At 43.6% G+C, this 25981-nt stretch carries 17 protein-coding genes and 2 pseudogenes (1 of these 19 only partly in view); 9 read left to right on the top strand and 10 right to left on the bottom strand.

What is annotated here, in order from left to right; all coding sequences use genetic code 11:
• Both DLM75_RS09955 and DLM75_RS24245 read right to left on the bottom strand, forming a co-directional pair.
• Positions 1-774, bottom strand: partial view of a hypothetical protein gene (locus DLM75_RS09955; RefSeq protein ID WP_118968349.1) — the 5' portion only. It extends 39 nt beyond the left edge of the window; only the first 774 of its 813 coding nucleotides appear in the window; it begins with the start codon at positions 772-774; its stop codon lies off the left edge, out of view.
• A gap of 161 nt (positions 775-935) precedes the next feature.
• The gene (locus DLM75_RS24245; protein WP_158586461.1) at positions 936-1112 is read right to left on the bottom strand and encodes a hypothetical protein; all 177 of its coding nucleotides are present in this window, start codon (positions 1110-1112) and stop codon (positions 936-938) included.
• Between the two features lie 217 nt (positions 1113-1329).
• On the opposite strand from DLM75_RS24245, the gene DLM75_RS09965 reads away from it, so the two are divergent.
• Genes DLM75_RS09965 through rktP form a run of 3 tightly spaced genes read left to right on the top strand, consistent with a single transcriptional unit; the run spans position 1330 to position 3489 of the window.
• Positions 1330-1584: a Sec-independent protein translocase subunit TatA/TatB gene (locus DLM75_RS09965; protein ID WP_118968351.1), complete on the top strand. Its 255-nt coding sequence runs from the start codon at positions 1330-1332 to the stop codon at positions 1582-1584.
• Positions 1585-1595: 11 nt separating this feature from the next.
• On the top strand, positions 1596-2393 hold the full coding sequence (tatC, locus tag DLM75_RS09970; protein WP_167731744.1) for a twin-arginine translocase subunit TatC: 798 nt from the start codon (positions 1596-1598) through the stop codon (positions 2391-2393).
• A 1-nt stretch (position 2394) separates the two neighbouring features.
• Positions 2395-3489 carry an Arg-Lys translocation region protein phosphatase RktP gene (rktP, locus tag DLM75_RS09975; RefSeq protein WP_118968353.1) on the top strand — a complete coding sequence of 365 codons (1095 nt, stop codon included), beginning with the start codon at positions 2395-2397 and terminating at the stop codon, positions 3487-3489.
• A 430-nt stretch (positions 3490-3919) separates the two neighbouring features.
• Here rktP and DLM75_RS09980 read toward each other — a convergent pair whose 3' ends face one another.
• From DLM75_RS09980 to DLM75_RS10015, 8 genes and pseudogenes are all read right to left on the bottom strand, one after another.
• Positions 3920-4771, bottom strand: coding sequence for a HipA family kinase (locus DLM75_RS09980; protein ID WP_118968354.1), 852 nt, complete (start codon positions 4769-4771; stop codon positions 3920-3922).
• 260 nt (positions 4772-5031) lie between these two features.
• A complete protein-coding gene (locus DLM75_RS09985; protein WP_118968590.1) occupies positions 5032-7002 on the bottom strand; it encodes a TRAP transporter large permease subunit in 1971 nt (656 codons plus the stop codon).
• 13 nt (positions 7003-7015) lie between these two features.
• A complete protein-coding gene (locus DLM75_RS09990) occupies positions 7016-8023 on the bottom strand; it encodes a putative solute-binding protein (protein WP_118968355.1) in 1008 nt (335 codons plus the stop codon).
• A 48-nt stretch (positions 8024-8071) separates the two neighbouring features.
• Positions 8072-9085: a hypothetical protein gene (locus tag DLM75_RS09995; RefSeq protein WP_118968356.1), complete on the bottom strand. Its 1014-nt coding sequence runs from the start codon at positions 9083-9085 to the stop codon at positions 8072-8074.
• 208 nt (positions 9086-9293) lie between these two features.
• Positions 9294-10052 (bottom strand): annotated as a pseudogene (locus DLM75_RS25000) (BTAD domain-containing putative transcriptional regulator); the annotation flags it as partial.
• A gap of 143 nt (positions 10053-10195) precedes the next feature.
• A pseudogene (locus tag DLM75_RS25005) lies at positions 10196-10886 on the bottom strand (7TM diverse intracellular signaling domain-containing protein); the annotation flags it as partial.
• A 305-nt stretch (positions 10887-11191) separates the two neighbouring features.
• Positions 11192-14548: an Ig-like domain-containing domain gene (locus DLM75_RS10005; RefSeq protein ID WP_118968358.1), complete on the bottom strand. Its 3357-nt coding sequence runs from the start codon at positions 14546-14548 to the stop codon at positions 11192-11194.
• A 525-nt stretch (positions 14549-15073) separates the two neighbouring features.
• Positions 15074-18619, bottom strand: a complete 3546-nt coding sequence (locus DLM75_RS10015) for a hypothetical protein (RefSeq protein WP_118968360.1) — start codon at positions 18617-18619, stop codon at positions 15074-15076.
• Between the two features lie 771 nt (positions 18620-19390).
• Here DLM75_RS10015 and rbp point away from each other — a divergent pair.
• From rbp to DLM75_RS10060, 6 genes are all read left to right on the top strand, one after another.
• Positions 19391-19666, top strand: coding sequence for an RNA-binding regulator (gene rbp, locus DLM75_RS10025; protein WP_002152104.1), 276 nt, complete (start codon positions 19391-19393; stop codon positions 19664-19666).
• A gap of 36 nt (positions 19667-19702) precedes the next feature.
• Positions 19703-20899, top strand: coding sequence for a helix-turn-helix domain-containing protein (locus DLM75_RS10030; RefSeq protein WP_241547875.1), 1197 nt, complete (start codon positions 19703-19705; stop codon positions 20897-20899).
• A gap of 461 nt (positions 20900-21360) precedes the next feature.
• On the top strand, positions 21361-22446 hold the full coding sequence (locus DLM75_RS10045) for a fatty acid desaturase (RefSeq protein ID WP_118968363.1): 1086 nt from the start codon (positions 21361-21363) through the stop codon (positions 22444-22446).
• 153 nt (positions 22447-22599) lie between these two features.
• Positions 22600-23469 (top strand): DMT family transporter, encoded by an 870-nt coding sequence (locus DLM75_RS10050; protein WP_118968364.1) that lies wholly within the window; start codon positions 22600-22602, stop codon positions 23467-23469.
• A 1-nt stretch (position 23470) separates the two neighbouring features.
• Positions 23471-25180: a glycosyl hydrolase family 67 gene (locus DLM75_RS10055; RefSeq protein WP_118968365.1), complete on the top strand. Its 1710-nt coding sequence runs from the start codon at positions 23471-23473 to the stop codon at positions 25178-25180.
• A gap of 8 nt (positions 25181-25188) precedes the next feature.
• Positions 25189-25950, top strand: coding sequence for an MORN repeat-containing protein (locus DLM75_RS10060; protein WP_429945444.1), 762 nt, complete (start codon positions 25189-25191; stop codon positions 25948-25950).
• Positions 25951-25981: the final 31 nt, after the last annotated feature.

Genomic DNA, 25981 nt, shown 5'->3' on the forward strand with positions numbered 1-25981 from the left:
TGATTCGACTTTCTCTTTTAAGGATTCGATCAATGTTTTTGTTTTTTCGAGATCCTCGGTTGCGTCCCCCGTTGTCTGGAGAATCTTTCGGTTTACTTCGAGCATACCGATCGATTTCTTAAGATCCCCGACGTCCTGGGTGGAAAGGTCGAACTTAGCCCGGTATTCCTGAGCGGCGTAGTTACAAAGTTCTAAGACCAAATTGAAGTGTTCCTGGCGGATGTAATAGTTCGGGTTTTCCAAATCTCGTTCCTTTTCAAAGGCGCGAAAGTCAAAAAGATTTTTACAAAGCACGGCGATTTTGAAATGAATTTCGGGAAAACTCCATTTCCATTTGCTATTGGTTCCAAACGCTTCGATCGTTTTGTTAGTTACTTGACGAATTGCTTTTATGAAATTCAATCTCTGGACCGGAGTAAATTCGGGGATTTTTGCGAGAAGATCCTTATTTTCTGCAAGCCCCGATTCGTAATCGACTCCGACGATCTTTTCCATATACGAGATCGCGTTGTAGACTTCTTTTCGTCCCGTGTTTAAGTAGGTATCACTTTTGATGTCCAAGATCGCGACACTCAAGTCGTTGACCAAAAGACAAGTATTGATAGTTTTGATTGCGTTGATCGAAAGAGCGACTTGGTAGTAAGGCTCCAGCCTCGGGTCCTTTCTCAACTGAGACTTGAAAAGATTACTTTCCTTCTTTAAATCGTCCAAGTAGACTTTGAAGTCCGTCAGCTTTTCCGCGAATTCCTGTTTTTGCTCTTTGGTTAATGCCATACTAAAATCAGTCTTTTTCCAAACCTGGTATACATAAAGTATCGGTCACTTCCAAAGTTCAAAGAATACAACCGTCCGGAAACGGCTCATTTTCAAAGAATTTTGCGCGCTTTCTCCGCGAAAAGGACGGGAATTCTTTTTGTCCAAAAAACGGAATCGATTCAGGCCTCGACGTTGATAAAACTTCCCGTGGAAGCGATCGGATCGGAAACCACGATTCCTTCTTGTTTTTCAGGAGTTCCTTGACTGCTCGCATTTTGAGAAGAGGACGCATTTTGAATCGAAGGCACTTCGGAAAGGGAAGCGTTGGAAGAAGGACCGATTGAAGATAATTCCATACAGTCAGCTTTAACAGAAATTCTCAAAAAAGGAAACCGTTTTCCGTTTTCCCTGGAATAGGAAAGAATGTAAATTTTTCCGGTCTTTTGGAGGAGATTACTAACTATTTGACAGATAAGTGTCCGGCCTAAAAAGTCCAATTATCGGACTTTCAAAAGTCTAAAAAAATCCGGTGATCGGATCGATGGCTTTCAAGCCGTTTTTTGAGGTATTACTATGTTTGCACCACTTGCAGTCTTCGGCTCGCTCGGATGGACTGAAATTCTTCTGATTCTATTTATCGCACTCTTGCTCTTCGGAGGAAAAAGACTCCCTTCTCTTGCCAAAGATTTAGGAGACGGAATCAGATCCTTTCGCAAATCCTTAACGGGAGAATCGGACGAACCTTCCCAGCAGATCAGCCAAGAACAAGCTCCGAAAGAAGAAGTTCAGGCCAAAGCTTCCAAAGCCAAAAAATCTAAATCTGCCTGACCATCCGCGGAATGGCCGGAACTAAAAAAAAGCCCAAACCAACTTCCCTTCCCCAGCCGGAACGTTCGACCGAGTCCCTCGTTCGAGATCGAGAAAAGTTTATGACTTTGGGAGATCATCTGGAAGAACTCCGGATGGTTCTCATTCGATCTCTGCTGGTGGTTGCTGTCATCATGGGAATCTCCCTTTTTTTCGGGGAAGAGATTCATAGGATTTTAGCACAACCATACAAGAACGTTCTCGGTCCTCAGGCGACGTTTTATCAGATCAAACTGATGGCTCCCTTTATGATCTATCTGAAGAGTTCTTTTATGATCTCGATTCTTTTGGGACTTCCGTTTGTTCTCTTTTTTCTCTGGGGCTTTGTTTCTCCTGCCCTGGATCCGAAGACCGATCGATACGGAAAGTTTCTCATTCTTTTTAGCACTCTTCTTTTTTGGTTCGGGGTTTGGCTTTGTTGGACCGAAGCGTTTGAGAATCTTTTGAGGATCTTTCTCGTCAACTTTCGACCGCCCGATATCGAATCCAGACTTCCGATCGACGAATACTACGAAATTTTTTTTAACATCCATCTGATTTTCGGTTTATCTTTTCAGCTTCCTATTGTACTCATTCTTCTTGGAAGTTTGGGAATCATTCGTGCTTCGTTTCTGATTTCCAGATGGAGAGAAGCAATCATCGGTCTCGCCGTAGCGGCCGCGGTTCTTTCCCCGGGACCGGATTTGATTTCTATGTTGTTCTTATTTGTTCCTTTGACCATTTTGTTTGCCGTTTCAATCGTGCTGATGAAGGTGATAGAGAGAGAATAAATTGTTAATAAAAATTCCTTCCAAACTCAAACTCCCCGTTGCTGTATTCGTCTTAAGTTTCTTATTCTTCTTAGTATATACGGTCACAGACGACATCATTCTGAAATCTCCCTTGGGACAAAACAAGGCCATTTCTTTATCGCTTCGACTCGCGATTTCACTATCCTTTTCGACTCTCCTCGCTTCCCTCGTCTTCTACTCGGTAAAGATGATCTACGCTTCCATGCATTCGCTTGTAACACTCGTTCAGGACTGGGGAAGCGACGTGTATGAAGAAACTCCCGTCGCAGAAAGAGACGATGAGATCGGAGAATTAGTCCGCGCCTTTCGTTTGAAATTCTTTCAACAAAAAGAATTGGAAGCAAATCCTGCACAAGATACGGTCGATGAAAGAACGAGAGAAATCGCCGACTCGATTCAGAGGGCGTTTTATAGAATTCAACTTCCCAAAATTCGAAACTTAGACATTTCTCTTTTCCCGAGGATGAGCGGAGATTCTAACTGCGATTATGTGAACGTGATTCCCACGGCGGACGGTTGTATCGGAGTTCTTGCGGGATTTCCGAGTCCGGGAGTTTTAGAATCCGCATTCAAGGCAAGGCTGGAAGGAATTTTCTCCCTTGCAAACGAAGAAAGTGGAACCAGAGGAGAAGAATGGATTTTTAAGATCGGAAAAATTCTTTCCAAGATGCCGATTCCATTCTTAAATCTTTCCCTTTTTTATTTAGAGACGAAAACTGGAGAACTCGGCTACGTTTCGTTTCAAGAGATGTCTCCGTTCCTTTTTAAGAATGAAGAGCTTGTTCCGCAGGAAAAATCAAAGATCCGGTATTTTGATTATAAGGCGGCGGAATTGGATTTGAAAAAAACCACGCTCAAGATGGGAGAATATTGGATTCTCACTTCCGATAGAATTTATTCCGCAATCGGCATTCCTTCATACGAATTTACCAAACAGTTTCAGTCCTCCCTAAATGGAAAAAAATTTCAGAACTCGAGAGATCTCGTCTTAGATTGCGGGAGAATCATTGAAAAACGGTACGGGAAGAATGTTTTGGAAACCTCCGCGATTCTTGCCGTGACAAGAAAACATTAATTCGTTTTTTTCTCAGACAAAAAAATCCACAAAGATACAGAGAGAACAAATCCTACTGTTTGAAAAAATTTTTGTCTTGTGGTAGTTCCTACGATCCTCCGTCAAAACTTGGGCGCGCCCCCACCCTAATTGGGTGGTGGAGGAGGGTCCGCGGGAAAAAAACGGGAGGTTTTTCTATATCACATAAATTGAATACTGTCAAGTCAAGATTTCCGCGATTCGTGTAGGAACTCCTACAACAATGATTCTTCTTGACCAAAATTCTGAGACTCGTTTCACGGCATGTTTGAAAAAATCAAGGCCCGGCGATTTTTCGAAGAGACACAGAAGCGGTTTTGTATCCTTTCCGCTCATCATTAAAAAAAAAGGGAATGAGAATCCTTAGGTAGTGAATGTTTCTAAAGCATACAAATTCGGCATCCGCACATGCTTAAAATGTTCCATGCTTTTTTTCAAACTCTCTCCTTTTTCTCCCCTGCTCTGCCTTGATTTCCTCCTGCGTTTTATATTCAATTTTGTGAATTTTCTCAATTCTCTCTTGAAAAACGGATCGATAATGAATCAGAAGAAAATCAATTCTCAAAAGAAGTTCCTCTCTTAAGAATTGAACGTCGGAATCATACTCCTTCAACCAAACGTCCGGTATTCCACATAAGATTTCCCGAATATTCTCTCGCTCAACGTTTCGTAAGGACTCAAGATTCAAACCCTCTTTGTAAAATGGGTGATAACGAAGTCGCTCCCAGACGCTCTCCGGAGGTTTCGATTGCTTGGTTACGAGACAGATGATCTCCATCAGAGAAGCAAAATCTACCCAGGAATACACAAGGCCGTTTCCGAGGATGTTCGTGTTGTTGCGATCCCTGTCAAAATTCAGAAAGAGTACGTCAAAGAGAAAACAAAGTTCTTTTTGTTCTTCCGATATTCGATTCAATTGTTCCGAGTCACATTGGGAATAATCTACCAAAAACTCGATCCCCAGATTGAGTCCCTCGCTCTTTTCGATCATTTCCCGAATTTCGGTTTCTCGAACGGACTTCGCCAACTTTTTTTGTACGTTGATGATATACGTTTTCGGAGAATCGAGTCCGCATAGTCTCGCCAAATTCAAACCGATCCAATCGGAAATATTATTGATCGGCCCCTGAGCGGTCTGGGTCCATTTTGCAACCATCTCGCCTTGGCCCGTTCTTAAATGAACCGGAACCGTGGATCCCGAACGAATCACATGCAAAATTTCGAAAGTATCAACGGCTTTTACATTTTCTAAATTATAGCGCATTCTTTTTCTTCGGTGGAATTTTGATTTTACACTACAACGATTCTTTTTTAGAATCCGGATTTCTAACTTTTACATTCATACAAACCTGCAAAAATCTTAACGGTTTCAGATGCGATTCTTCGATTTCAGCGTTTCGATCCCTTTTTCGATACGATTCGTCTCACACACTCGAAGATTTTCTTCCGCTGTAGATTTTTTCAAAAAAAAAGCCCGGAACCAATCCGGGCGTTTTTCCAAGAGTAAGATCCAAGATTCTTACTTTAAGAATTCCAACTCTGATACAAAAGTGGCCCGAAGGCAGTTACGATCAACGTCAAAAACAAAACGATAATCGGAACGATCACCCTTTCGTATCTCGATAAAAAACTCTCGTGATGCAGATTCGGCTCTTTTTCAAGATATTCCCTTACGACGTGTTTGGTCAAAAGATGGTTGAGTGCGACCGGAGGAGTCAGATATCCCAGCTCAAAGGAGACTAACGCGGTCATCCAAAAGTTCAATGGATGGATTCCATTCGCCTTCGCGATAGGATAAAGGGTTACGGAAACCAAAATTACGGCTCCATACGGATCCATCAGCATTCCAATGATTACTAATACGAACGTAAGAATGATCATCGCGGAAAGCGGAGAACCGAGCTGAGTCGGAAAAAGATTGATTACGTTTGATCTTTCAAACACTCCTCCCATACAAGCGGAAAGTCCCATTAACATCAGAAGCGCACCCAAGTGTGAACCGGTATCATATGATGTTCTGGAAATCTTGATTACGTCTCTCGCCCCCGAAGCAGGATGATGTTCTTTTTGGCTTTGTTTGTGATCCCAGTAGATCAGGGCCAACATCGCGATCGGCAACATATAAGGGGCCGTGTGTTCGTCGAAATGTGTATTCAATCCGAAAACAAGCACGAATACGATCACTACCGCGATCAGAATGTAAAGGCTAAACGGTTTAAATACGGCCCAAGTTTTTCCAAGGGCGTTTGTTTCCGGTTGAATCTTCCAGGAACCCTTTCTCAAAAACCAGCTCACCACTAAAAAGAGAGTCGTCGAAACTCCAAAAACTCTCCAACCCCAATGAAAGAGTTCATCCGTTGTGACGTCCAAGTTCAAGGAAGCTACGATGACGACGAGCAAACAAGGAGGAAGTACAACTCCCAAACTCCCGCTCATTGCTGTGGCGGCTAACGCTCTTTCCTGCGAGGCCCCCGCCCTTCTAAGCTCGACGAAAATCGTGGCGCCTAACGCAAGTACGACGATTCCGGACGCGCCGCTATATGCGGTCGGCAAGGCGGCCGCGATGACTACGATGACTGCAAGCAATTCTGCAGGCAATTTCCAAGGTTTCAGAAGATCGAAAAATCTTCTTCCCAAGGAAGTATCCCTGAGTAGAATTCCGGTCCAAACATAAAGACCGATCTGAATATAGAGGGTCGCGTGAGCCGTCAACTTTTGAAGATAGATCGCAAGCCCGGCAGGATGATGTTCGATCAGAGTAAAATAGATTCCACAAATCAGTGCCATCCAGCAATACAAGGGTATCGCAAGAAGAATTTCGGAAAGTCGGCTCGTCGCCTGTCCTTCCGAAAGATGTTTAAATTCGGAATTTCGAATATTATTTATGTTGAGTCCGGTAAGAAAGAGTAACCCTCCGATCCAAAGGACCTGAATCTGGGTCTCCACTCCTTTGCTAAACGGAAGCATGTAAGAAGCCGAAAGGACCAAAATCAAATTGGCAACGATCTGACTGATCTCCGAAGCCAATTCTTCCTTCCGATTCTCCGGATTTTTCAGCGCGATATGATAACGCCTCGTTGTGGATACGATACCCGCAACAAGGAGAAGAATCACCATCGTCATCGGAATATAGTCGATTGCAAAAATCGTGATCGTAGAAAGTTTTCTTTCCGTTCCACAATAGAGTTTTTGTCCAAACGTTAATTCCATCGGAGTCAAAACGGAGGAAGCCGGAACGTTCTCTTTTTTAGAAGGATTGGAATTTCCAGATCCCAAATCCAATTCGTCCAAAAGTGCGGAATCCGATGCGCTTACCTCGACTTTTTCCAAGGAATTGATATCAGAAGCGATACAACTGATCCGGATTTCCGCATAACGCGGCCAGATGGTTTCCCCCAGCTCGAGCATTCGAGCTTGGACCAATTGACCGAAACTTTGAACGAGAGGAACGAAAAGAAAGAGCAGAACCGCCCAAGATACGATTTTTTTTGCCATTGTTGTTTTTGTCTTATTCCAAGGAATCGGAACATTCTTCCGCGTTTGCATCGGCCTTACAACGGACGCCTTTCATTAATTTTAAAATGGACGCGTGATAAACACCTTTGTCTCTGAGTTTGATACGAACTTCTCTAAATTTCTCAAAGTAACCTTTGACTTCCTCTTTCGGAACCTCTAACCAATATTTTGCGGGAACTTCCTTCTCCGCTTTTCTCGTAAGTTCCAACATCGTCTCGAACTGAGTCGCCGCCCATTGTCTGGATTGATTTCCGTAGTCAGCCGGGAAATCGGCCGTTTTACCTACGATCTGAAACGTAAGTTGTCCGATCGGAAACTTTACGATTCCTCCGTTAGGCACAATACCCTTCATAAGTTCCAGAGGTTTAAAACCGACCGCAGGAGAATAGCACGCGTCCGCGCGCCCGTTGTTAAAAATTCCAGCAAACGTCGCGATCTCCGCTGGAACCATCGAGGAACCCACCACGTCGACCATTGTCGTCGCGGCTTGATCATAGGTAAGAGTCGCGATCTTCTTACCGGCGAGATCCTTAATGGAACGAAGATTCTTATCTCTCAAAAGAAGATAAACGGCTCCGCCCGGAAACATCGCCATCGTTTCATATTCTCCGGAAACGTTGAGCTGTCTCGCTTTCGGATTGGATAAAACATCGATCGTTCTTTTTAAAAGATCGTAAGAAGGAAGAGCTCCAATCGCCTCGAGCGAACCCGATTGAGGAACATACCCTCGAACACGAAGACTGGTCAGATAAGCAAGGTTACATTTTCCGGCCTTAAAATCCGAATTCGCCACTACTTCGTCGGTGTAGGCTTTCGGTTCCAGGCGAATTCCCCAGTTGAGAGCCTGAGCCTGATAACGAAGAGCGGATTTATAAATATCACCGTGTGTACCGGAAGGATCGAAGACACAGATCGTTTTGTTGATCGGATCTGCGGCAAAGACGGATGACGTTAGCAGAAGTGCCAAGGTCGCGATTAAAAAGATACGGATTCTTTTCATGGATATTCTCCTATCAATTGAATTCAAATTAGAATGGCGTAAAAAATCTCAGAGACCTTTCAGAAGATCGTCGTCTTCTTTCATGTCCCGTTTTCCTTGCGGAAAACTCCCAAGGAGCAAAGGACCTCTATGACCTTTTTCCTTGATCCAGATTTTATCGGATTCGTGTCTCGAAAGTTGCTCCGCGTATGCTTCCAGAAGTTGATAGTCCGATTGGGATTGACCTTTTTCCAAAAGTTTCGCGTGTTCTTTTACGGCTTTTTTGATCGCTTCCTGATTTCCTCGACCAGCTAAGGCTTGGATTTGAAACGAGCGGGAAAGACTTACTCCCGCCTTATCGCCTAACGCAACGGCACGATCTAGTTGTTGAAATGGATCTTTCCCCGCGGGAGTCGCACCCGGAATCGAAAGCCAAATGATCGCTTCCAGCGCGAGCGGGACACCCCACCACTGCTCAGGATCCAAACACTTGGACGCGTTAGACACGATCGAAGGAATATCCGTAGGAACATTGCCCACACCTTGAGCCGCTCGGTCGTGAAGAATCGCAAGAAGACTCGCAGAAAGTCCGATTAAATAGTAGAACTGGTCTTCCTTGGAAAGAGAAGGACATTTACCGTTCCATTCTCCGAAGTAAAGATTGAATCTTCGATACGCTTCCCCGTACCGTTTGGCGGCGAGCCCGTGATTTCGAATCTCCACTGCTTGGTGATCCGTCGCTTCGTCTCCTTTTCCCTTTCGAACCGCGGCGAGATACTGGAGTTCTGCTTCTTGCGCTTTCTTTTCCGCGCACATACCGGCGCCGAGCATCGCGACGAGAACAGGAAGATCCGGACTCCGACTCACCCTCTCAAAGGATGCAATCAGAGGAGATAAGCTGACACCCGCGCTACAAACCGAGTCCAAGTCTTTCGACTGAAGCATAAAAGGAATCAAATGATCTTCTGCATAAGAAGAAATCGTCCTTCCGGTTACATTGTAAACTAAGGAACAGGAGATCGCGTTTACTGTAACAATCGTTACAAATAAGAAAAAACCGATTTTTAACTTTTGAATTTTCATTCGGGACACTGGATCGCTTACGAGATTTTTATGAAACTTAATCACGGCGCCGGATCCGTCCATGATTTTTTTTTAGAATGGTCGTTTTATTTCAAAGACGATCTTTATAAACTGCTTATCTGAAGGCGATAGTAGAACATTCGTTATTCTTCCGTTAAAAAATTCTTACGGTAAAAAAAACGGATCCATTACAAAACGACCTCTTTCCTTATGCTCGACTCACGGCTCCGGAACGAATTCTTTCAATCAATGCGAGGGTTTCCGATTCGGGATCGACTCCCAATTCTTTCCGGAGGGATTTTCTGAATTCTTCATATTTTCGAAGGGCTTCGTTTTTACGATCGAGTTGCAAAAGCGCCTCAAAGTGAAATCTCCACGCGCGCTCGTCAAGATCATCGAGACGAATCCAGCTCGCCGAATCCTCAAGAAGTCCTTCCACTTCTTTTCGTTCCACGTCCTTCTCACAAAGAAAACGGAAAATCTCGATCAAACTTTTTCGAATGTATTCTCTTCGAATTTCCGATTCTGGAAAATACAAATCAAAATCAAAAAAATCTCCTCTGTAAAAAGCTCTCGCAAAACGAAACTCCTGGATCGCAAGTTCCAGATCGCCTTTTCGAAGCGCTTTGGCTCCACCTTCGTAGTGTTTTTCGAACATCTGAAAGTCCGTTTGCACAAGATCCTGTCTGAAAAAAAGACGATCTTCTGAAAACACAAGGGCTTCCGGATTTCCGATGATTCTTCTCAAACGAAAACAAAGTGCGTGAAGGCTGTTTAGAGCATTCTTATCCGTCATTCCCGGCCACAGAAGTTCGAGAAGCTCGTCCCGATGGATTCCTTTTTCAAATCGAACCAGAAGAATCTTCACGAGTTTGAGCATTTTCTTTTTACTGGATATTTCCGTTTGAGGAATTCTCACTCCCCCTTTTTCCAATTCCAGACTTCCCAACGCCCGAATAAAAATCTGTTCCCTCTCGTTTTGTATGGAACCGATCTTCGCATAAGTCGCGTTCACCTTTTCTTCTTTCGTTTTATCTTGATTAGACGAGGAACTCGGATTCAACGAAAATTCTTCCGGCGACACGAGGGCCTGTTTCAATTCTTCGCGGATTTCTCTTCCGGACTTATTGAGAGTGAGGAAAGAATCTACGGAAAACATCAGGATCAAAAAACTAAAATGTGACGTATATGGAATCGGAACCAGATCCATCGCGACCAAAATATCCAGGAAGGCGTTCGCGCAAAAGACGATCAGACCGACTAAAAGAAAAAGATTCCGAAATAAATTTCGTACAAACTGAGTGATTACCTTGAATAAGGTCCAAAAAATCATCAGGATCCCGGAAAGATAAAAATACTGAACCAATAAGGGTTGGTCTGTTTCATAGATTACAATACCCAGAGCGGGAAACTTTCTTTCGTGAGCCAGTCCGATATGATAGGAATTCGGATCCGCAAGAATCACTCCGGATAAAAGTACATTGAGAAGAATATAGAGATACACAAAGTCTTTGCTGAAAATTCTTCGATAACTATTCACGAAAAGAATCAAACTCATACCAAAGATCGGAATACATGCATTTTCAAATCGTTCCCAGACCAATGCTTCTTGCGCACTGATTGCATTGACTGTCTTTGTAAAAAATAAAAGGTAAAACCCGTAGGCGACTTGAAGAAATGCAAAGTGTAGAAGATATACTTGCTTTCTATTTTTATAAAAAAGGAATAAGTTATGAAGTGTCCTATATGCCAATATAGTCGCGACCAAGTAGCATGAGATTTGATAGAGCGTAATATTCATTGATTTTCAAATACCTTTTTTATCTTACAACTGTTCAGTTTAATTGTGAATAAATGCTCATGATTTTTTAATCAATCAAAATTCTTCCGCGAGTATTAGAATGCAGAGAATTCCGATTTTGAAATTAGTTTTTTAGAGAAACCTGCGTTTTTTTAGGAAGCAAAAGAATCAAAAACCGTTGTTTCGTTTTTTCGAAGATAGGCTTCCTCGTAAAAAGAACGATTCTATAAATGAAAGTGGGAATCCTTCTACGACTCCCACTTTGAAAAAACGCCGACCCTTTCCAGTGGTAGCAGGACTTGCCTTTATGGACAAATGATCAACGAACTTGGATCGTTCGCGGCGGCTCCAACAAATCTCATTCCGCCTAACATATATGGGTCCGAAGTATTTTCCGTAGAGAGCGTAAAAAATTGTATTACGTTACTTCTCGCATTGATCGCACACGCGGTGTTGTTTGTCGGGTGCCTTAACTTCGGGAAGTTGATCTGTGGAGGAAGCGGGACTTCTTTTAGGATGCTATTGATCAAGGGTACCACGAGCGAGGTCACTAAGGGTTCGATCACGCTGTAAATACCGTCCGGATCCAAACCAAACGGATTGAATGTCTGACCTTCCAAAACTTCCACAGTATAATCCAAATTCGAAGTGGAGAGAACTACCTGAAGTGCATTCAAATTTTGTAAATTAGGATCGTTATTCGGATTGGAAAAAGTGACAAATTTAAAATCCGCGTCCGCAGAAAGGCTGATTCGAACGGCGCCTAACGTATAGGAATAGCCGTTCGGCCTGGTATCGTTTCCACAATCGCTCAATTCCGCACCGCTTAGTCCCGTACATGTCGCGGGTTTTTTCGCGACTATCTTCAACTGCATCTCCGTAAAAAATAAACGAAGCTTCGGTATCCCGGATCCGCTCATCGGTTTGAATTTTACGCTCGGCGCCAAAACTGGTTCCATGATCATTTCGATATCGTCATACGGTTTCGCCGCGGGAGCTAAGGCGTTCGAACCGTTCAAACCTTGCAGTTTTTCGCGTCCAGGAGCTAAAATCGTAATGATCGGAGAAGCTTTCAGCAAAGTCGTTGTTAGCTGGAAAAGAGGATTCCCTCCCGAATAACTGTTTATTGTGTCGATGAATGATTTGTTCATATTGATATCAAGACCTCTTCTCTGCCATAGATGAAATGCGGCTTGAGAAATCGTGTCTGAATGTAAGGAAAGAAGGAATCCCGGATTGGCATTACTTTGTGTAAACTGATAAGTGGATGGGAACGGAGTCGCGGGATTTCGTGTGAGAATCATCCCCGATTTCGCTCCCTGAGTTCTGAGCCCTTTTCCTTGTGGATCCACATAATTGCTGGAGAACGAAAGATCCAAATTACTGACGAGTCCCTTGTTGATTCCGTCGTGTTTGATTACGCTTTCTTGTCTCAGTTTCAACTTTACTGTGAGTGGAAAATTTTTAAGCGGGGCAGGCAAATAACTTGGAAGTTGGATCGTGACGCCGTCGTCGCGCAAAGCCCCCACCACCGAATTTAGAACGTTAGGCGCAATCCTTTGGACTATGTCTTTCAGCATGTACTGAGTGATGATTCCTTTTACGTAAGGAACGGTCCCTCCCGCAAGATTCTGAACCGTTCCTCTTCCGATCAAAGGTACGAGGATATTATCCACCCCACCTTCATTGGAAGCGATGTATTCCATAGGAGCCGTATACATAAAATCCTTCGTATCCTCGGCTCCCGAATAGATTCCCATGGGAAGAAACGTAGGATTGGACCAAGGCAATACGAAGAAATTATTCGTTACCGAATCGATGTCCGCATTACTCGGTTGATTCGGGAAGACAGAATTGTTGACCGCGAAAGGAGCTCGAACCGCCATCCATACCGTCCCGGAAGAATCCACAGAAAGTGAATTTCTCGCTCTCGCCATTCTCAAAGAAGGAGTCGTGAGATAGATGTTCGGTAGCGCGTTGTTTCCTCCGTTTAGGTTCGGATCGACGTTTGGATCCCAATTCAAACGGGCGGTCGTTTTGAAATACATAAGAGTGCCCGGAGAAATAAAAATCGTATACCAGTCTTCGTAACGAGAAACGATAAAAAGGTCCACTTCTACATAACGGGAGCTTAGATCCAATCCGAGTCCCGGCGGTGTATTCGAAGTTCCTGGATTCACTTTGAGATCCGCCGCGATATTTCCAAGTTGAGTCCCGGAAGAATTTTTCACAAAGGAAGGAAGTCTCATGTCCGTAACGTAGACGTCCATCGTCATACTCGCCGCACCTAAGGAATCTTCGAGCGGTGCATTGTATCTACTAAATGGAGCGGCGGCTTTCGGCCATTTGTCAAACGCCCATTCTCCTTGATCTTCCGCGCCTTTCGGTCCTACGATGGATGTGGGATACGTTGGATACGTAGCGGATGGAACCCAACAGTATCCCCTTCCTTCGGTGCCTGGTTTCGCACCTAACACTGAAATAAATTCTTGATTCTTAAAGTCGTCGATTTTGTTCGTTCCTCCCGAGCCGGCTTGTCCCGGTCGAATACACGCCTCACCGATGTTCCATTGACCGTTGTCATAAAACTTCTTCTTGGAATGATCCGGAAGTCCGATTAAAAATTCTTGAAACGTTCGAGGAGTTCCGTTGTTATCCTGGACCTTAAACGCACCCGTCGTAAATTTTTGAATCACCTTTCCAAGAAAAGGAAGCATCTGAGCTTCATCCATAACTCCGTTGGAAATATTGGTTAGAAGCATATTCGGGTTCGTTAGATTCCCGTAATTGAAGCTGAAGTATTTCTTATAATTCGGACCGAACTTCGTCTGGATTTCATAGTAATAGGTGTTTCCTCCGATCACTGGCGGAAGAGCGGAGTTGGAAAGATTCAAACTGATCGGATTCATGGAACAAGTGGAACCGGGTAGTGCGCTCGGACAAATTTTGATGGAAGAACCACTTCCGCTCTTTCTAAGATAAACCGAATCGATATAGTTTTCTCCGTTTACCGGATTTTGAAACGTGGAATTGATCGTAACATCCGCAGAAGTATCCAAAGATATATCGTCGGTGCCGTTGAGGGAGCGCGTCATCGCTCCTTGACTGACCGAATTGTTAAGCGAATAATTCAATGTCGTTTTTAATTCTTGAGAATAGGATATCAGAGGTTTGTTGGATACCGTCAAAGCATCCTGACTAATGGAAAGTGTATATTTTTCTCCCGGTTTCAATTCTCGATAGGGATTCAGAATCAGTCGTTGCTCGCTCGCCCAATAAAACTCTACTCCGATACCCGGACCAGGCAACGGTCCGGAAGCCCCTTCCAACGTTATGCTTTCTTCCGTGAGTGCTCGGTTCATAGGTTTTGAAAATTGAATTTCCAAATCCTTATAACGATTCACGTTTTCGTAGGAATTGATGAAGAGATGGGCCTGCGGACCTGCTTGACCGAAATTTGCGGGCAACGTAGCGACTTGATTGTCCACGTTATTGTAAGCGGGAATCACCGAAGCATTCGGACTTTGTCCGCCTGAGCTTCCACCGATATCAAAAAGCGCCAAAAGGTCAAAGCCCGAGTCTTTCTTCTTGTCCGAACAATCGACGTAAAGAATACTCAAAAAGATTAAAACTCCGATGAATGTATTTTTCTGAATTAGCATGTGAAACTCCGTCCCGTTTCGTTCCTTTCTCTTAAAACAAGAAAAAAGAATACGGACCCGATCGATTTCAGACTTACGCTCTACTTATATTTTGGTTTTTTTTCGAATGTTCGAATAAAAAAGATGATTTATGTCAATCGTTCTATAACGTTTAAAATGCCTTCCTGCCTCGTCTGGAGAGAAGAGTTTCCATCGTGTAGGAAACAACCCGCATGAATGGAATTTTTTTTGGTTCTTTTCAAAGGAAGAATCGAATTCGTTCTTACAAAAGATGTCTGCCGGTTTCGAAAGATTTGTTTTTTTGAGTTGATGGATTCTCTTTCCAGGAAATGAAAAGAGAGATCGCGGTTTTTCCATCCATTTCCATCCAAGCGTCGAAACCTCTGAATCGATAGAAACCAAGTTCGTATCCTTCCTAGAAAATGATTACGGTGCGATTCTTCTCGAAAAAAGCCGGACGTTTTTAAGCGACCGGCTTTCAGACAATTCCGCTTTGAGAGATTTAGATTGAGGTAAATAAAATTCTTATCGAGTAAAGATACTGGTCAAATTATCCCAGTAAGTCGTAGAATCCTCATTCTTATTGAAGCGATCCCAGAATACGGCCCCATCCGGAAAAGGCTTCCTTCCCTTTTCCGTAATGTCCGCGAAAAGATTCATCAAGATTCCTGCGCTGTAAAGAAGCGAATGGTTTCCAGATCGACTCTGTATCATATCGGATCCGGTGAGTTTTTCCAAATCGTCGAAGATCTCCCGAATCGTGTAAGGCGTGCTCATGTCCGCTTCCAGGTAACTAAAAAATTCTCCCGTGAGAGACAATCCCATAAGAACCCCGTTGATACTTCGACCATAAGAAGCTGAAACTTGAATGAGCGATGGTGTGTCCGAAGTCAAAAGACCGGTCAGTAGAAAATCTCTGTTACCCGTTTTGTCTTGAAAGATCGAACCGAAAAGATCCAAAAGATGGATCATTTCTTCCGGACTCGGCTTTACTTCCAAAACAAGATCCATCGAAAAATCAAACATTGGAATCAGGGAATAAACGGAACTTCTCGAAAGATAATCCCTCAATCGAACCGCAACTACGCCCATATCGTCCCAAAGTGGATCATACACGTTAGTCGGTCTTGTATCCGGATAGGACGCCAAATCGTTTTCTAATTTTTCAAGATACGTCTGAAGATTGAATTGAACCGATGTCGGATTTTCGGAAGAAATCTTAATCTCGCCAACGAACGAAGCAAGTCCGGCAAAAAAAAGATCGGCGCCTGTTTGTCGGTTCGGATTTCCCATCTCGGCCAACATCTGAACCAGATTGGTCAAGAATTTTGTTTTGGAGACAAGATTGAGTAAACCGTCCTGAAATCCTCTTTCCTTTTCGATCAAAACGGAAAGAGGACTCCGAATCGGCTCTTCCGTTACGGGATCGCTCTGCCGAAAAAGATATTCTTCCGGACTTGCGAGTCGGTTTCGAAACCTCCCGTTCGGCAAGGAAGTTTTTACAATCGTGATCGTCGTTCCACCTGAATTCGTTTCCAAATCGGTCGCCTTCGTAAGAAGTGGACGTGTGAGCGCGGAGCTCAGTCCGGTAAGAAGTTGAAATGGATTTTTATTGTTCGAAGGATCACTTTGATCCGTTAGAACTTTAGCGAGAGTGACGATCAACGGAAGGAGTTTATTTCTCCGATTCCAGTAGGAATTCACTTGAGAAGGTGTTACCGAATCCGTGGTGAGAAAGGAAAGCCTTTCCATAACGGGAAAGTTGAACGCGAACACCGGAGGCAATACCCCATATTGGGAACTCGGAGGATAGAAGATATTATAAACATTAGAATCTCCTAAACTATTGAATGTGATCGGACTGTTTCCACTCGTTCCATAATCCCATGCCTCTAAAAAAAACATACTATCCCCGGGGAGAGAGGAAAAATTCTCCTCCAAAACCGGGGCTCCTGCGACTCGAAAATTCGGTTGTGTCGAGGAAGCGCATCCCGGTTTCCAAAGAGTTCCGAGTTGGATCCACTTCCCGTTGATTTTAGAAACGCAACTTCCTCCGTCTTGAAACTGGGGTTTCGCTCCCATCAAACCCTTGAGTCCGTTTGCGATTACGGTTACAAAAGCCGCCATCTTATAGGGAACACCGGGACCGAGAGAAGCACGAAGTGGAATCACGGCCACCATTCTTTTTTCGGAAAGGAGCCACTGAAAATTCTTAAAGATCACTTCTTCGTCGTTTTCCAAGGCTCGATCGGAAGGAGACTTTGCGATTTCCCAAATAGGAATGCTCCAACCCTTCGAACCACTCGCGTTTAGACCGGAGGACACCGGCGTAAATTGATTGTTCGAGTTGCTCGCGTTCGTCTCTCTACCTCCCGGACCGACCCAGCGGCACAAACTTCCGTTCGTACATGTGCCGGAACCCGTATCGGAAACCTTAATCCGAAATTCGGAACTGGACCAAGAAGACTTATAGATCAAATCGTTTCCAAAAGAGTCCATATACAGATTTCCATCGAGACTGTAGATATTTCCGTTTGCGTCCTTCCTGTTTTTGTTATAGTAAGGACCTCCTCCGGAGAACACAACGTTCGAAATCAACCTCATCATAAACGGAATCGTTTTTGTAAAGACTGGATCGGTCGCGGAGGGAACGGTGGAAGGATCAGGCGCCTCAAGAAGCGCTAACGTAGGAGTGTTGATTCCCATCGTAAAAGGAATCGGCGACGCGGCATCCCCGTTTCGAAAAACCGCTTGGTCGTTTGCACTTTGATTTAAGAACGCTTTGACGCCGAGATTTCCGGTCATAGCGGAACCCAATGCATAAATGCTGTCTCCGACGGTGAGAACGCCTCCGGTCATCGGACCTCCGTTACCCGCGCTCGGCTCCAAACTCATAATCGTAGTATCCGAGGGATTCTCCCAACGAAAGCCATAAGTATCCGCTAACGTTAGGAGAAACATCAAATGTTCCAGCGCGGAAATCTTGTATTCGAAACCTCCGTAGGCCCGGTCCCTTCCCAGATAATCCATACGAATCAATTCTTTCAAAGAAGAATCGACGTCTTCGATCGAAGTTAAAAAGCCGAGCTGAAAAAGATTCTTACTCAATTCCTTACCCAAAAGAACGTTAGGATCCTTTGTATAGATTCCTCCACTCGTGAACATCGGCCTTAGATAACGAAAGATCTCCGTTATGACGATCGCAAAATCGGAAGGATAGTCCGGATCGCGATAATCGTTGATTCCCGGAGAATCGTGCACAGCCCCACCGACCGTATAATATTTTTCCAAATTAACGATTAGATCTTTGAGTGCGGTATCGGAGGATTTAAAATCGCTGAAGCCGGCCCTTTGTTGAAATGTGTTTCCTATCTCGGCGATCAGATTGATCATTTGATTCTTAAGAATCTTGTCCGCGCTCAATGTTGGATCGATCAATCCTTTGAGAATGGATTCCACTCCGATTCTCGCGTTTGTGTTTTGAACCAAAGTCTTGTGAAAGACGATTTCAAGATCCTGAAACAATTCGATCATATCCGGATCGGCGAGCGCCGAAGCGAGTTCCTTATACTTCATCTCCGTATCAACGGTGTTCAACGTGTTGTAGAGATAGATCAAAGCTTTTTGACTGATAGGCGAAAGGTTCCGAACGACTTGTCCCGGATAATGACGGATTCTTTCCAACCAAGGAATGATTCCATCAAACGCTCCGTTCCGAGCTTCTTTGAGACGATGAATCAGAGTGTTCGCTTTCAGGAGGGATTCTCTTACGCGCGCTTCCGGTTTCAAGAGCATGTCCGATGAAACCCTCAAAAAACCGGTGATATCTTTTCGAGCCGGCTTTCGCATAGAACTGTCGAGTCGTATATTAAATTGTTCCGGTTGTAAGCTCTGAAACCCCGCTTTCAAGGAAGGGTATTCATCGAGAAGATTGAAGAGTTTCAATCCCCCACCGTCGGCGATATTGTCGTAAAAGGAAAGTGCGTCGAATTTCTTTTCCTCTGGTTTGCAGGAAAGAAGTCCGCAGAGAATCCAAAGGATCGCAGTGTATTTGCAAGACAAGAATTTCATTTTCAAATCTCCATTTCAAATCGCAGGGGAAAGAATACGGAGACCGGATACAGTTCTCTTATTTCAGGCTTATATTCCGAAAGAATTGGAAAAAAATCAAATGAGGGCTTCGGGAAAATCAAAACTTGAATTTTATATAACAATCGTTACTTAATAAACTTCTGAAGAAAATTGCCGAACCTTTTCTCTGAAAAAAAAAACGAAAAAGAGTAAATTCCGTTTTTTGAATCTTCCTTTTCTTGAATTTTCCCTTCAAAAGGAAATCAAACCTGTCTCAAACAAGAATCGAAGAATCAGAAGGTAGCGGCCTTCGTTCGAGAAAGGGAAAGTCAAAAATTAGAAACGGATTTCTCCCTTGGTGAGCAAAGAAAGGTCTCATCGAAAAAAAGAAAACCCTCTCCCAATAAAATACCAAACCCTGCCTCCTTTTGAATTCTATAGAATGAGAGATCCAAAAGAAGAGCAAAAACTCGTATATGAGAGACATAGGAACGATTCGGGATTCAAAAACGGGAAAAAAGAAAGAATCCGGTTTTGATTTTTCAAAGTTCCGGACACAAAATATGAGATTTTCTTGACATTTTTTTGACCATGACTACCGTGAGCGCGACTGGAATTTTTAGCTGCCTTTTCCCGGGTCAGTTGAGAACTTTTGAATGATGTAAGTAACCAGGAAAGGTCATCTCTCTCCCGAATCCCGCTGATTGATTGGTCTCCCTAGTATCTGATTCAAATTTAAGAGCCAGTAATTTTTTGTAAGGACCCTTTCTCATGAACATTTACATAGGCAACCTCGCCTATCAGGCAACCGAAGACGATCTCCGAAAAGCTTTTGAATCTTTTGGAGAAGTAACCTCTGTACGCATCATCACTGATAAACTTTCCGGCAAATCCCGGGGACTGGCTTTCGTGGAAATGGCGAACAAAGACGAAGGAAATGCGGCGATTGACGGCTTAAACGGAACTCAGATCCGTGGAAGAGAAATCAAAGTCAACGAAGCACTTCCTAAAAAACCTTTTCCGGAAAAATCTCGATCTAGATACTGATCTTTTTTAAGGGGGAGAAGGGAATGCTTTTCTCCCTTGACAGAGTCGCTCGCACCGATAGCATTCGCTGTTGTGTTCGAATTCGGCTTTCCCTCTTCGCAGTCCGTTCACTTTCTCCCAAATACAATTCATTTTATCTTTTACTGGATGGGAATTTTTGGAACCTCTTTAGGATCCTTGATGTTTCTCGGACAGATCGTCCTACTTCATAAGAATCGTCTCAACTATCTGCTCGGATTTTTATTCTTAGGAATGTCTATCTTGCAAGGGAGTTCGATTTCGATTCTTTCTTCCAATGAAAGTTACCATTCCTGGTTGATTCTTCTGCACATTCCGGCGCTCTATTCCGTGGGTCCCGTATTGTATGGAATCTACAAGACCAGCACGGGAGAATCCTTTCCTTCTTCAAAAAAGAAATTCGTTCTTCATAGCATTCTTCCCGTCTTAGGCGTTCTCCTTTATTGTGCCGTTTTGTTTTTTTATCCGGACATTGGATCCGTCCTTCGCAAAGCCTTTGTAGAAAGAATTTTTCCGAGTCCTTTGGATTGGATTTTACTTCCCACGGTTTTTGGAATCGGGATCTACGTTTCTCTCGTTTTAAAAAGTTCCAAAGATCTTTGGAGATGGGAGGTTTGGAAATCGGAACCAACCGCGAGGATTCTCAGTTTTCTCGCGGTGACGTCCCTTCTTCATCTTTGTTTAGGCGCCTGCTTCTTTATTACAAAAATTCCTGACTTCCTGATCTTGACAACGGGAGGAATGGGGTTCGCTCTTTGTGCGGCCTATTTGATCGGACATAGAAATCCCGGATTCTTCCAAAAACTAGAAGAAGTTACAAAAGCGACGAGAGAGAAATACGCACGTTCCCTTTTGGTAGGAATCGATCGAGAGGTTTTAAAGGAGAATCTAATTCAACTGATGGAAAGGGATCGTTTGTATCGGGAAGAAGATCTCGGCCTCGGTGATCTGGCGGACGAACTCGCGCTTTCCACCCACCAAGTTTCCGAATTCTTAAATCAAGAATTGGGAAAGAATTTTTCCGTCTTTGTAAACGACTTTAGAGTTTCAGAAGCCTGCCATCTTCTAAAATCGGAACCCACTCAGAGTATTCTGGAGATCGCCTACTCCGTTGGATTTCGGACGAAGTCGTCCTTCAATCGTGCCTTTCAAAAACATACCGGAATCACGCCGAGCGAGTTTCGCTCAAAATCACAGAAAGAAAACGCAGATTGAAATTTTAAGATCGAGACGTTCCTCGCTCCCGTTCCCGGATTCGAATTCAGAAAGAGAGAAAGAAAACCTTCGTAATTCGTTTTCATTCTTCCCGCGAAGGATTTGTATTTCCGGAAAAAAACCGTCGGAACAACGACAATCCTCTGGAACGATCGCGCGCCCCACCCAAATTTTGGGTGGAGGGGAGCGGAGGCGGGAAAACCTCGAGCAAGACCTTCCTCTATCATAGAATTCTACTTTTGGCAAGCAGGGTTTTCTCTTCGATTCTTTGTCGGAACTCCTACAGAATTCAATCTCCGTGCGAACTCGAAACGATCGGACGTTTCCTTGGCGCTACAAGCGTTTCGAAGGAGCATTCTATCGATTCCTACTTCGGCTCAAGTCCGAATCGATAGAATGGGACGACACATTTCCAAAAAGCGCTTAGGATACCGATCACTCCAAATGAAAAAGAGGCACAGATGAAGAATACTCTGACACTTGCGAAAACGGAAATCATACCCAAAAGAAAACCGAAAAAATGGGAAACCCTCGAACTTCGAGAAAGAAATAGCAAGATCATGCGTTGGATTCGATTTCGAGATAGAAACCTTAGAAAAAAATTCTCCATCTTAAAACACCAAGATTTTTTAGGCGCTCTGATCACATTCGGATCTGCGGCTTTGATGATTCTTACTGCGGGACTTTATATCGCAAATGTGATCCCTGCTTGGGCGACGATCGTTACGAACGCGATCCTCGCTTCCCTCTTACACGAGATCGAACACGATACGATTCATAATCTCTATTTCAAAGACAACGAACGAGTTCAGAATCTCATCTTCTGGACCGTCTGGATCTTTCGAGGAAACACGATCAGTCCCTGGTATCGAAGAATGATCCACACTCTACACCATAAGGTTTCGGGAAACAAAGACGATATCGAGGAAAGATTGATAGGAAACGGAATGAAGGCGGGACTAACTCGTTTTTTGGCGATGATCGACGGAAACATCTCCGCGATTCTCAACTTTAGAAAGTTGGTCAAGGACGCACCGAAGTTTAAGAGAAAGGAAATCGTGAGAGAAAGCTGGCCCTGGCTCGTCGTCTATTACACGCTCTGGTACAACTTCCTCGGATTGAATCTGATCTTCTACGGTAAACAATTCTTTGGTTCTTCGGTTTCCCTTCCCTTTCCTGAACTTTTAGAATCGACTCGCTCCTTTCTCAATGTCGTTGCGGTGGTTTATATGATTCCCAACTGGATCCGTCAATCGAGCATTCAAATCGTCTCTTCCAATATGCACTACTACGGAGACGTAAAAAATATCAATCAGCAAACTCAGGTCTTGAACGCTTGGTTCTTAGCCCCACTCCATATCTTCTGTTTTAACTTCGGAAGCACTCACGGAATCCATCACTTCGTCGTAAATCAACCCTTTTATCTCAGACAGATGGTCGCTCCCTTCGTTCATCCCGCGATGAAACGATATGGAATTCGATTTAACGATTTTGAAAGTATGCTCCGAGCCAACCGTTATTTCCCGATCGAATCCCAGGTCGCCTAACAAGAAGGAACCTTTCCGTTTTCTTCGGAATCGGAAAGGTCTTTTTTACAAACTCAAAACAGTTTCTTCTCTTTTTCGTTTTTCTTTTGTTTTAAAAAAACCAATTTTGTTTTCCAGGAGAATGCTTTCTCGTCTTTTGGTTGAAGAGTCAGCATGTCCTCCGAATCCAAAACAAAAACATTCCTGGAATTCCAATTCGCGATGCTTCTCATCAGCGGAAATATCCTCTTCGCAAAATTGATCGACGAAAGCGTCTGGATGATCACGTTCAGTAGAACCGTCTTCGCGAGTGCGGGGTTGTATCTCTTCTTAAAATGGAGGGGAAAGCCCGTTTTTTTTACCGTTACATCGGAGAATCTGGCTTCCCTGGGAAGCGGAGTTCTTTTGGCGATTCACTGGATCAGTTTTTTTGCTTCGGCAAGACTCGCCTCTCCAGCGATCGCCGTTCTCACCTTGTTTACACATCCGGTGATCACGGTCTTTATCGAACCGATCTACTTTGCAACTCGTCCGAAAAAGACGGATCTCTTTCTTGCACTTCTCGTTCTTTTAGGAGTGGGAATTCTGATCCCGGACTTGAAACCGGGGAACGATTTGTTTTTAGGAATCCTCTCCGGACTTTTTTCAGCGTTCACTTTTTCTTTTCGAAATCTGATCACCAAGAAATTTCTTTCTCATCACGGAAGCGCTCAAGTGATGTTTATACAATCGCTTACGGCCGCGTTTTTTCTCGCGCCGGTTTGTTATTGGGATCCGATTCCTACGAACTTTCATTCTCTCGGACTCATGATTCTACTAGGAACGTTTTTTACCGCGTTCGCACATACACTTTACGTAAAGTCTATGTTTCAACTAAAGTTAAAGACGGCGGGCATCCTTTCGAGCATCCAACCCGTATATTCCATTCTTCTCGCATGGGTGATATTAGGCGACATTCCCGGTTACCGAGAAATTACAGGAGGTGTTTTGATTCTTGTCGCGGGAACCTTGGAAACCATTCGTTTCAAAAAGGACGTTCCCTAAGATGAATTTGGATCTGGCTTTGATCGATTCCAGCGCGCCTTTTTTCGTAAAGGCTCCCGGTAAATCGTTGAACTGGTCCAAGGCTCCCATCGGTCTTTTGGAAAAAAACCAAGAGTTCAGAAAAAAAACTCATAAGAAGATACGAGAGAATTTCGATTCGTACGTAAAAAAAGTGAGTACGATGGGATACAATGCGATCTCGATCGATGAACTTTCTTTTCTTACCGACTTCCCTTTTTATCCGGAGAACCTTCGTTCCAAAATCCAATCCTATCAAAAATCCTATCGTAAACTTTTTAAGACCGCGAAGAAGAACGGAATGAAAGTTTTTCTCACGAGCGACTTTCTCTTTTCAAACACGAGCATCGAACAGGAAACAGGAGGAAGTTTTGACAAGGTCGTTTCCCTTTTTTATTCCGCGCTGGAAAAACTCTTTTCCGAATTCGAAAACATAGACGGAATCATCTTAAGAATCGGGGAATCGGACGGAGTCGACGTAAAGGGAGATTTCAGAAGTCGACTTTTTTTAAAAACTCCGGAGGACGCGAATCGTCTTCTAAAGGAAATCCTTCCCTTATTCAAAAAACATTCCAAAAAATTAATATTTAGAACCTGGACGATAGGCGCTTATCCGATCGGAGACCTCATTTGGAATAAAATAACCTATGAGAAAGTTTTTTTAGGCGTTCCGACGGACAATCTGATCATTTCGATGAAATACGGAGAGGGGGATTTTTTCCGCTATCTAAATCTCAATTCCCTCTTCTTTCAAGACGACAGACCGAAGCTCGTGGAATTCCAAGCGAGAAGAGAATACGAAGGTTTTGGAGAATTTCCGTCTTTTGTAGGTTGGCAATACGCGGCTTACAAAGAGGAGCTAAAAAACGCGAAAAATTTGGTGGGATTCAGCGTTTGGTGTCAAACAGGAGGTTGGTCCTCCTTCAAAAACATTACGTTTTTAAAGAATACTTCCTACTGGAACGAGCTCAACACCTTTGTTTGTATCGGTCTTTTCCGAAAGAATTGGAGCGTAAAAAAGAGTCTTCGTAAATTTTACGGCAAAAAAAATCTCACGGATCTGATTCGATTCTTACGCCTTTCGGAAGACGTGATCTTAAACCTTCTCTACGATCCGGAATTTGCGAAACAACAACTCTATATACACAGAGTTAGGATTCCACCGCTACTTCATATCACGTGGGATCGTGTCACGATCAGCGATCATTTTAGAATTCTCTACTATTCTTTTTGTGAAAACAGGGAAAGATCCGTGGAAGTCGGATACAAGGCGATCGAATGTCTCAACGAAATGGGAAGAATCGCAAAAAGAATTTCTTTACCGTACGACTTTCGTTTTCAGTACGATACGTTTCAGCTCTTTGCCTTCTGCAGAGAACTACTTTATCTTCCGGATCCAGAAAGACAACACTACCTCCTAGAAGAGACGATTCACCTCGCGAATATCTACGCGGAAAATTATCCAGACGCTTATAAATTTAGAATTCTTTCTCGTAAAAGAATTCCGGGATTTATGTCTAAACTTTTACTGAAATTATTCATTCGAAGAAATAAAGACATGAGAATCCTAGATCGAATTCTTTTTTCTCCTCTTATGAGACATTTCTATTTATTCTTATATCAAAAGATACGTTCGAAGCTTCCTTCGTTTATCAATCAACAGGCGATGCCCGTCTCCGAGCTCTTAAAATAGAAATCGGTTTGACAGATTTCGGGTTACTTAATAATATTTTGACTATGAACTCCGGTAGAAATTCTTCTATTCTGTATTCGAAAATTATGATTCTCTTTAAAACTATCGAGACACGTTTTGTCTCATTAGAAAATTCTAAATCGATCGTTCTTGCCGCAACATTTGCAGTATCGATTCTTTTCGTTCATTGTTCCTCTGGTGACAAAAAGATATCGCCTAACGAATCGGCAAGCGGCGCGGGAAGATCCGCTTATCAGGAGGACGAACCTCAAAACAACGAAGATCAAGAAACGTCAGCCGGGGCGGCCAACCGTTCCGCAAACGTGGATCCGAACGCAAAACAAACCCAGGGTTGTATCGAAGGAAATTGCACTTCCGGAATCGGAACGTATGTCTATGATAACGGCGACGAGTATAGGGGTTCTTTTCAGAACGACCTTCGAAACGGATCCGGCAAAATCAAATATGCGAACGGCGACAAGTTCGACGGGACGTTCAAGGATGATTTGAAAGAAGGAAAAGGAACCTATATCTTTAAGAACGGAGCCCTTTTGGAAGGAACCTTTCAAGCGGGAGCGATGTTGGGACCGGGAAAGGTTCGTTTCCCCGATACGAGCGTCTATGAAGGAGACTTTCAAGACGAAAGAAATTCTGCGGAAGGAACGATGAGCTCTTCCTTTGACGGATCCAAACAAAACTGTAGAATTCAAAACAAGATCGTTCTTTGCGGAGGCGGGCGCGGCGCGGAATCCCCTTACGGAAAAAACTAAGGGTTCTTTATCGATTCAAAACGAATTTGTC

This window comes from Leptospira stimsonii (assembly GCF_003545885.1).
Classification (GTDB): domain Bacteria; phylum Spirochaetota; class Leptospiria; order Leptospirales; family Leptospiraceae; genus Leptospira; species Leptospira stimsonii.

Excerpts from the sequence above, each read along its gene's own strand:
- DLM75_RS09980 (WP_118968354.1), bottom strand. The coding sequence starts at position 4,771 with ATGCGCTATAATTTAGAAAATGTAAAAGCCGTTGATACTTTCGAAATT.
- DLM75_RS10050 (WP_118968364.1), top strand. The coding sequence starts at position 22,600 with ATGTCCTCCGAATCCAAAACAAAAACATTCCTGGAATTCCAATTCGCG.
- DLM75_RS10055 (WP_118968365.1), top strand. The coding sequence starts at position 23,471 with ATGAATTTGGATCTGGCTTTGATCGATTCCAGCGCGCCTTTTTTCGTA.
- rbp (WP_002152104.1), top strand. The coding sequence starts at position 19,391 with ATGAACATTTACATAGGCAACCTCGCCTATCAGGCAACCGAAGACGAT.
- DLM75_RS09990 (WP_118968355.1), bottom strand. The coding sequence starts at position 8,023 with ATGAAAAGAATCCGTATCTTTTTAATCGCGACCTTGGCACTTCTGCTA.
- DLM75_RS10005 (WP_118968358.1), bottom strand. The coding sequence starts at position 14,548 with ATGCTAATTCAGAAAAATACATTCATCGGAGTTTTAATCTTTTTGAGT.
- DLM75_RS10015 (WP_118968360.1), bottom strand. The coding sequence starts at position 18,619 with ATGAAATTCTTGTCTTGCAAATACACTGCGATCCTTTGGATTCTCTGC.
- DLM75_RS09985 (WP_118968590.1), bottom strand. The coding sequence starts at position 7,002 with ATGGCAAAAAAAATCGTATCTTGGGCGGTTCTGCTCTTTCTTTTCGTT.
- DLM75_RS09995 (WP_118968356.1), bottom strand. The coding sequence starts at position 9,085 with ATGAAAATTCAAAAGTTAAAAATCGGTTTTTTCTTATTTGTAACGATT.
- tatC (WP_167731744.1), top strand. The coding sequence starts at position 1,596 with ATGGCCGGAACTAAAAAAAAGCCCAAACCAACTTCCCTTCCCCAGCCG.
- DLM75_RS09965 (WP_118968351.1), top strand. The coding sequence starts at position 1,330 with ATGTTTGCACCACTTGCAGTCTTCGGCTCGCTCGGATGGACTGAAATT.
- DLM75_RS10045 (WP_118968363.1), top strand. The coding sequence starts at position 21,361 with ATGAAGAATACTCTGACACTTGCGAAAACGGAAATCATACCCAAAAGA.
- DLM75_RS24245 (WP_158586461.1), bottom strand. The coding sequence starts at position 1,112 with ATGGAATTATCTTCAATCGGTCCTTCTTCCAACGCTTCCCTTTCCGAA.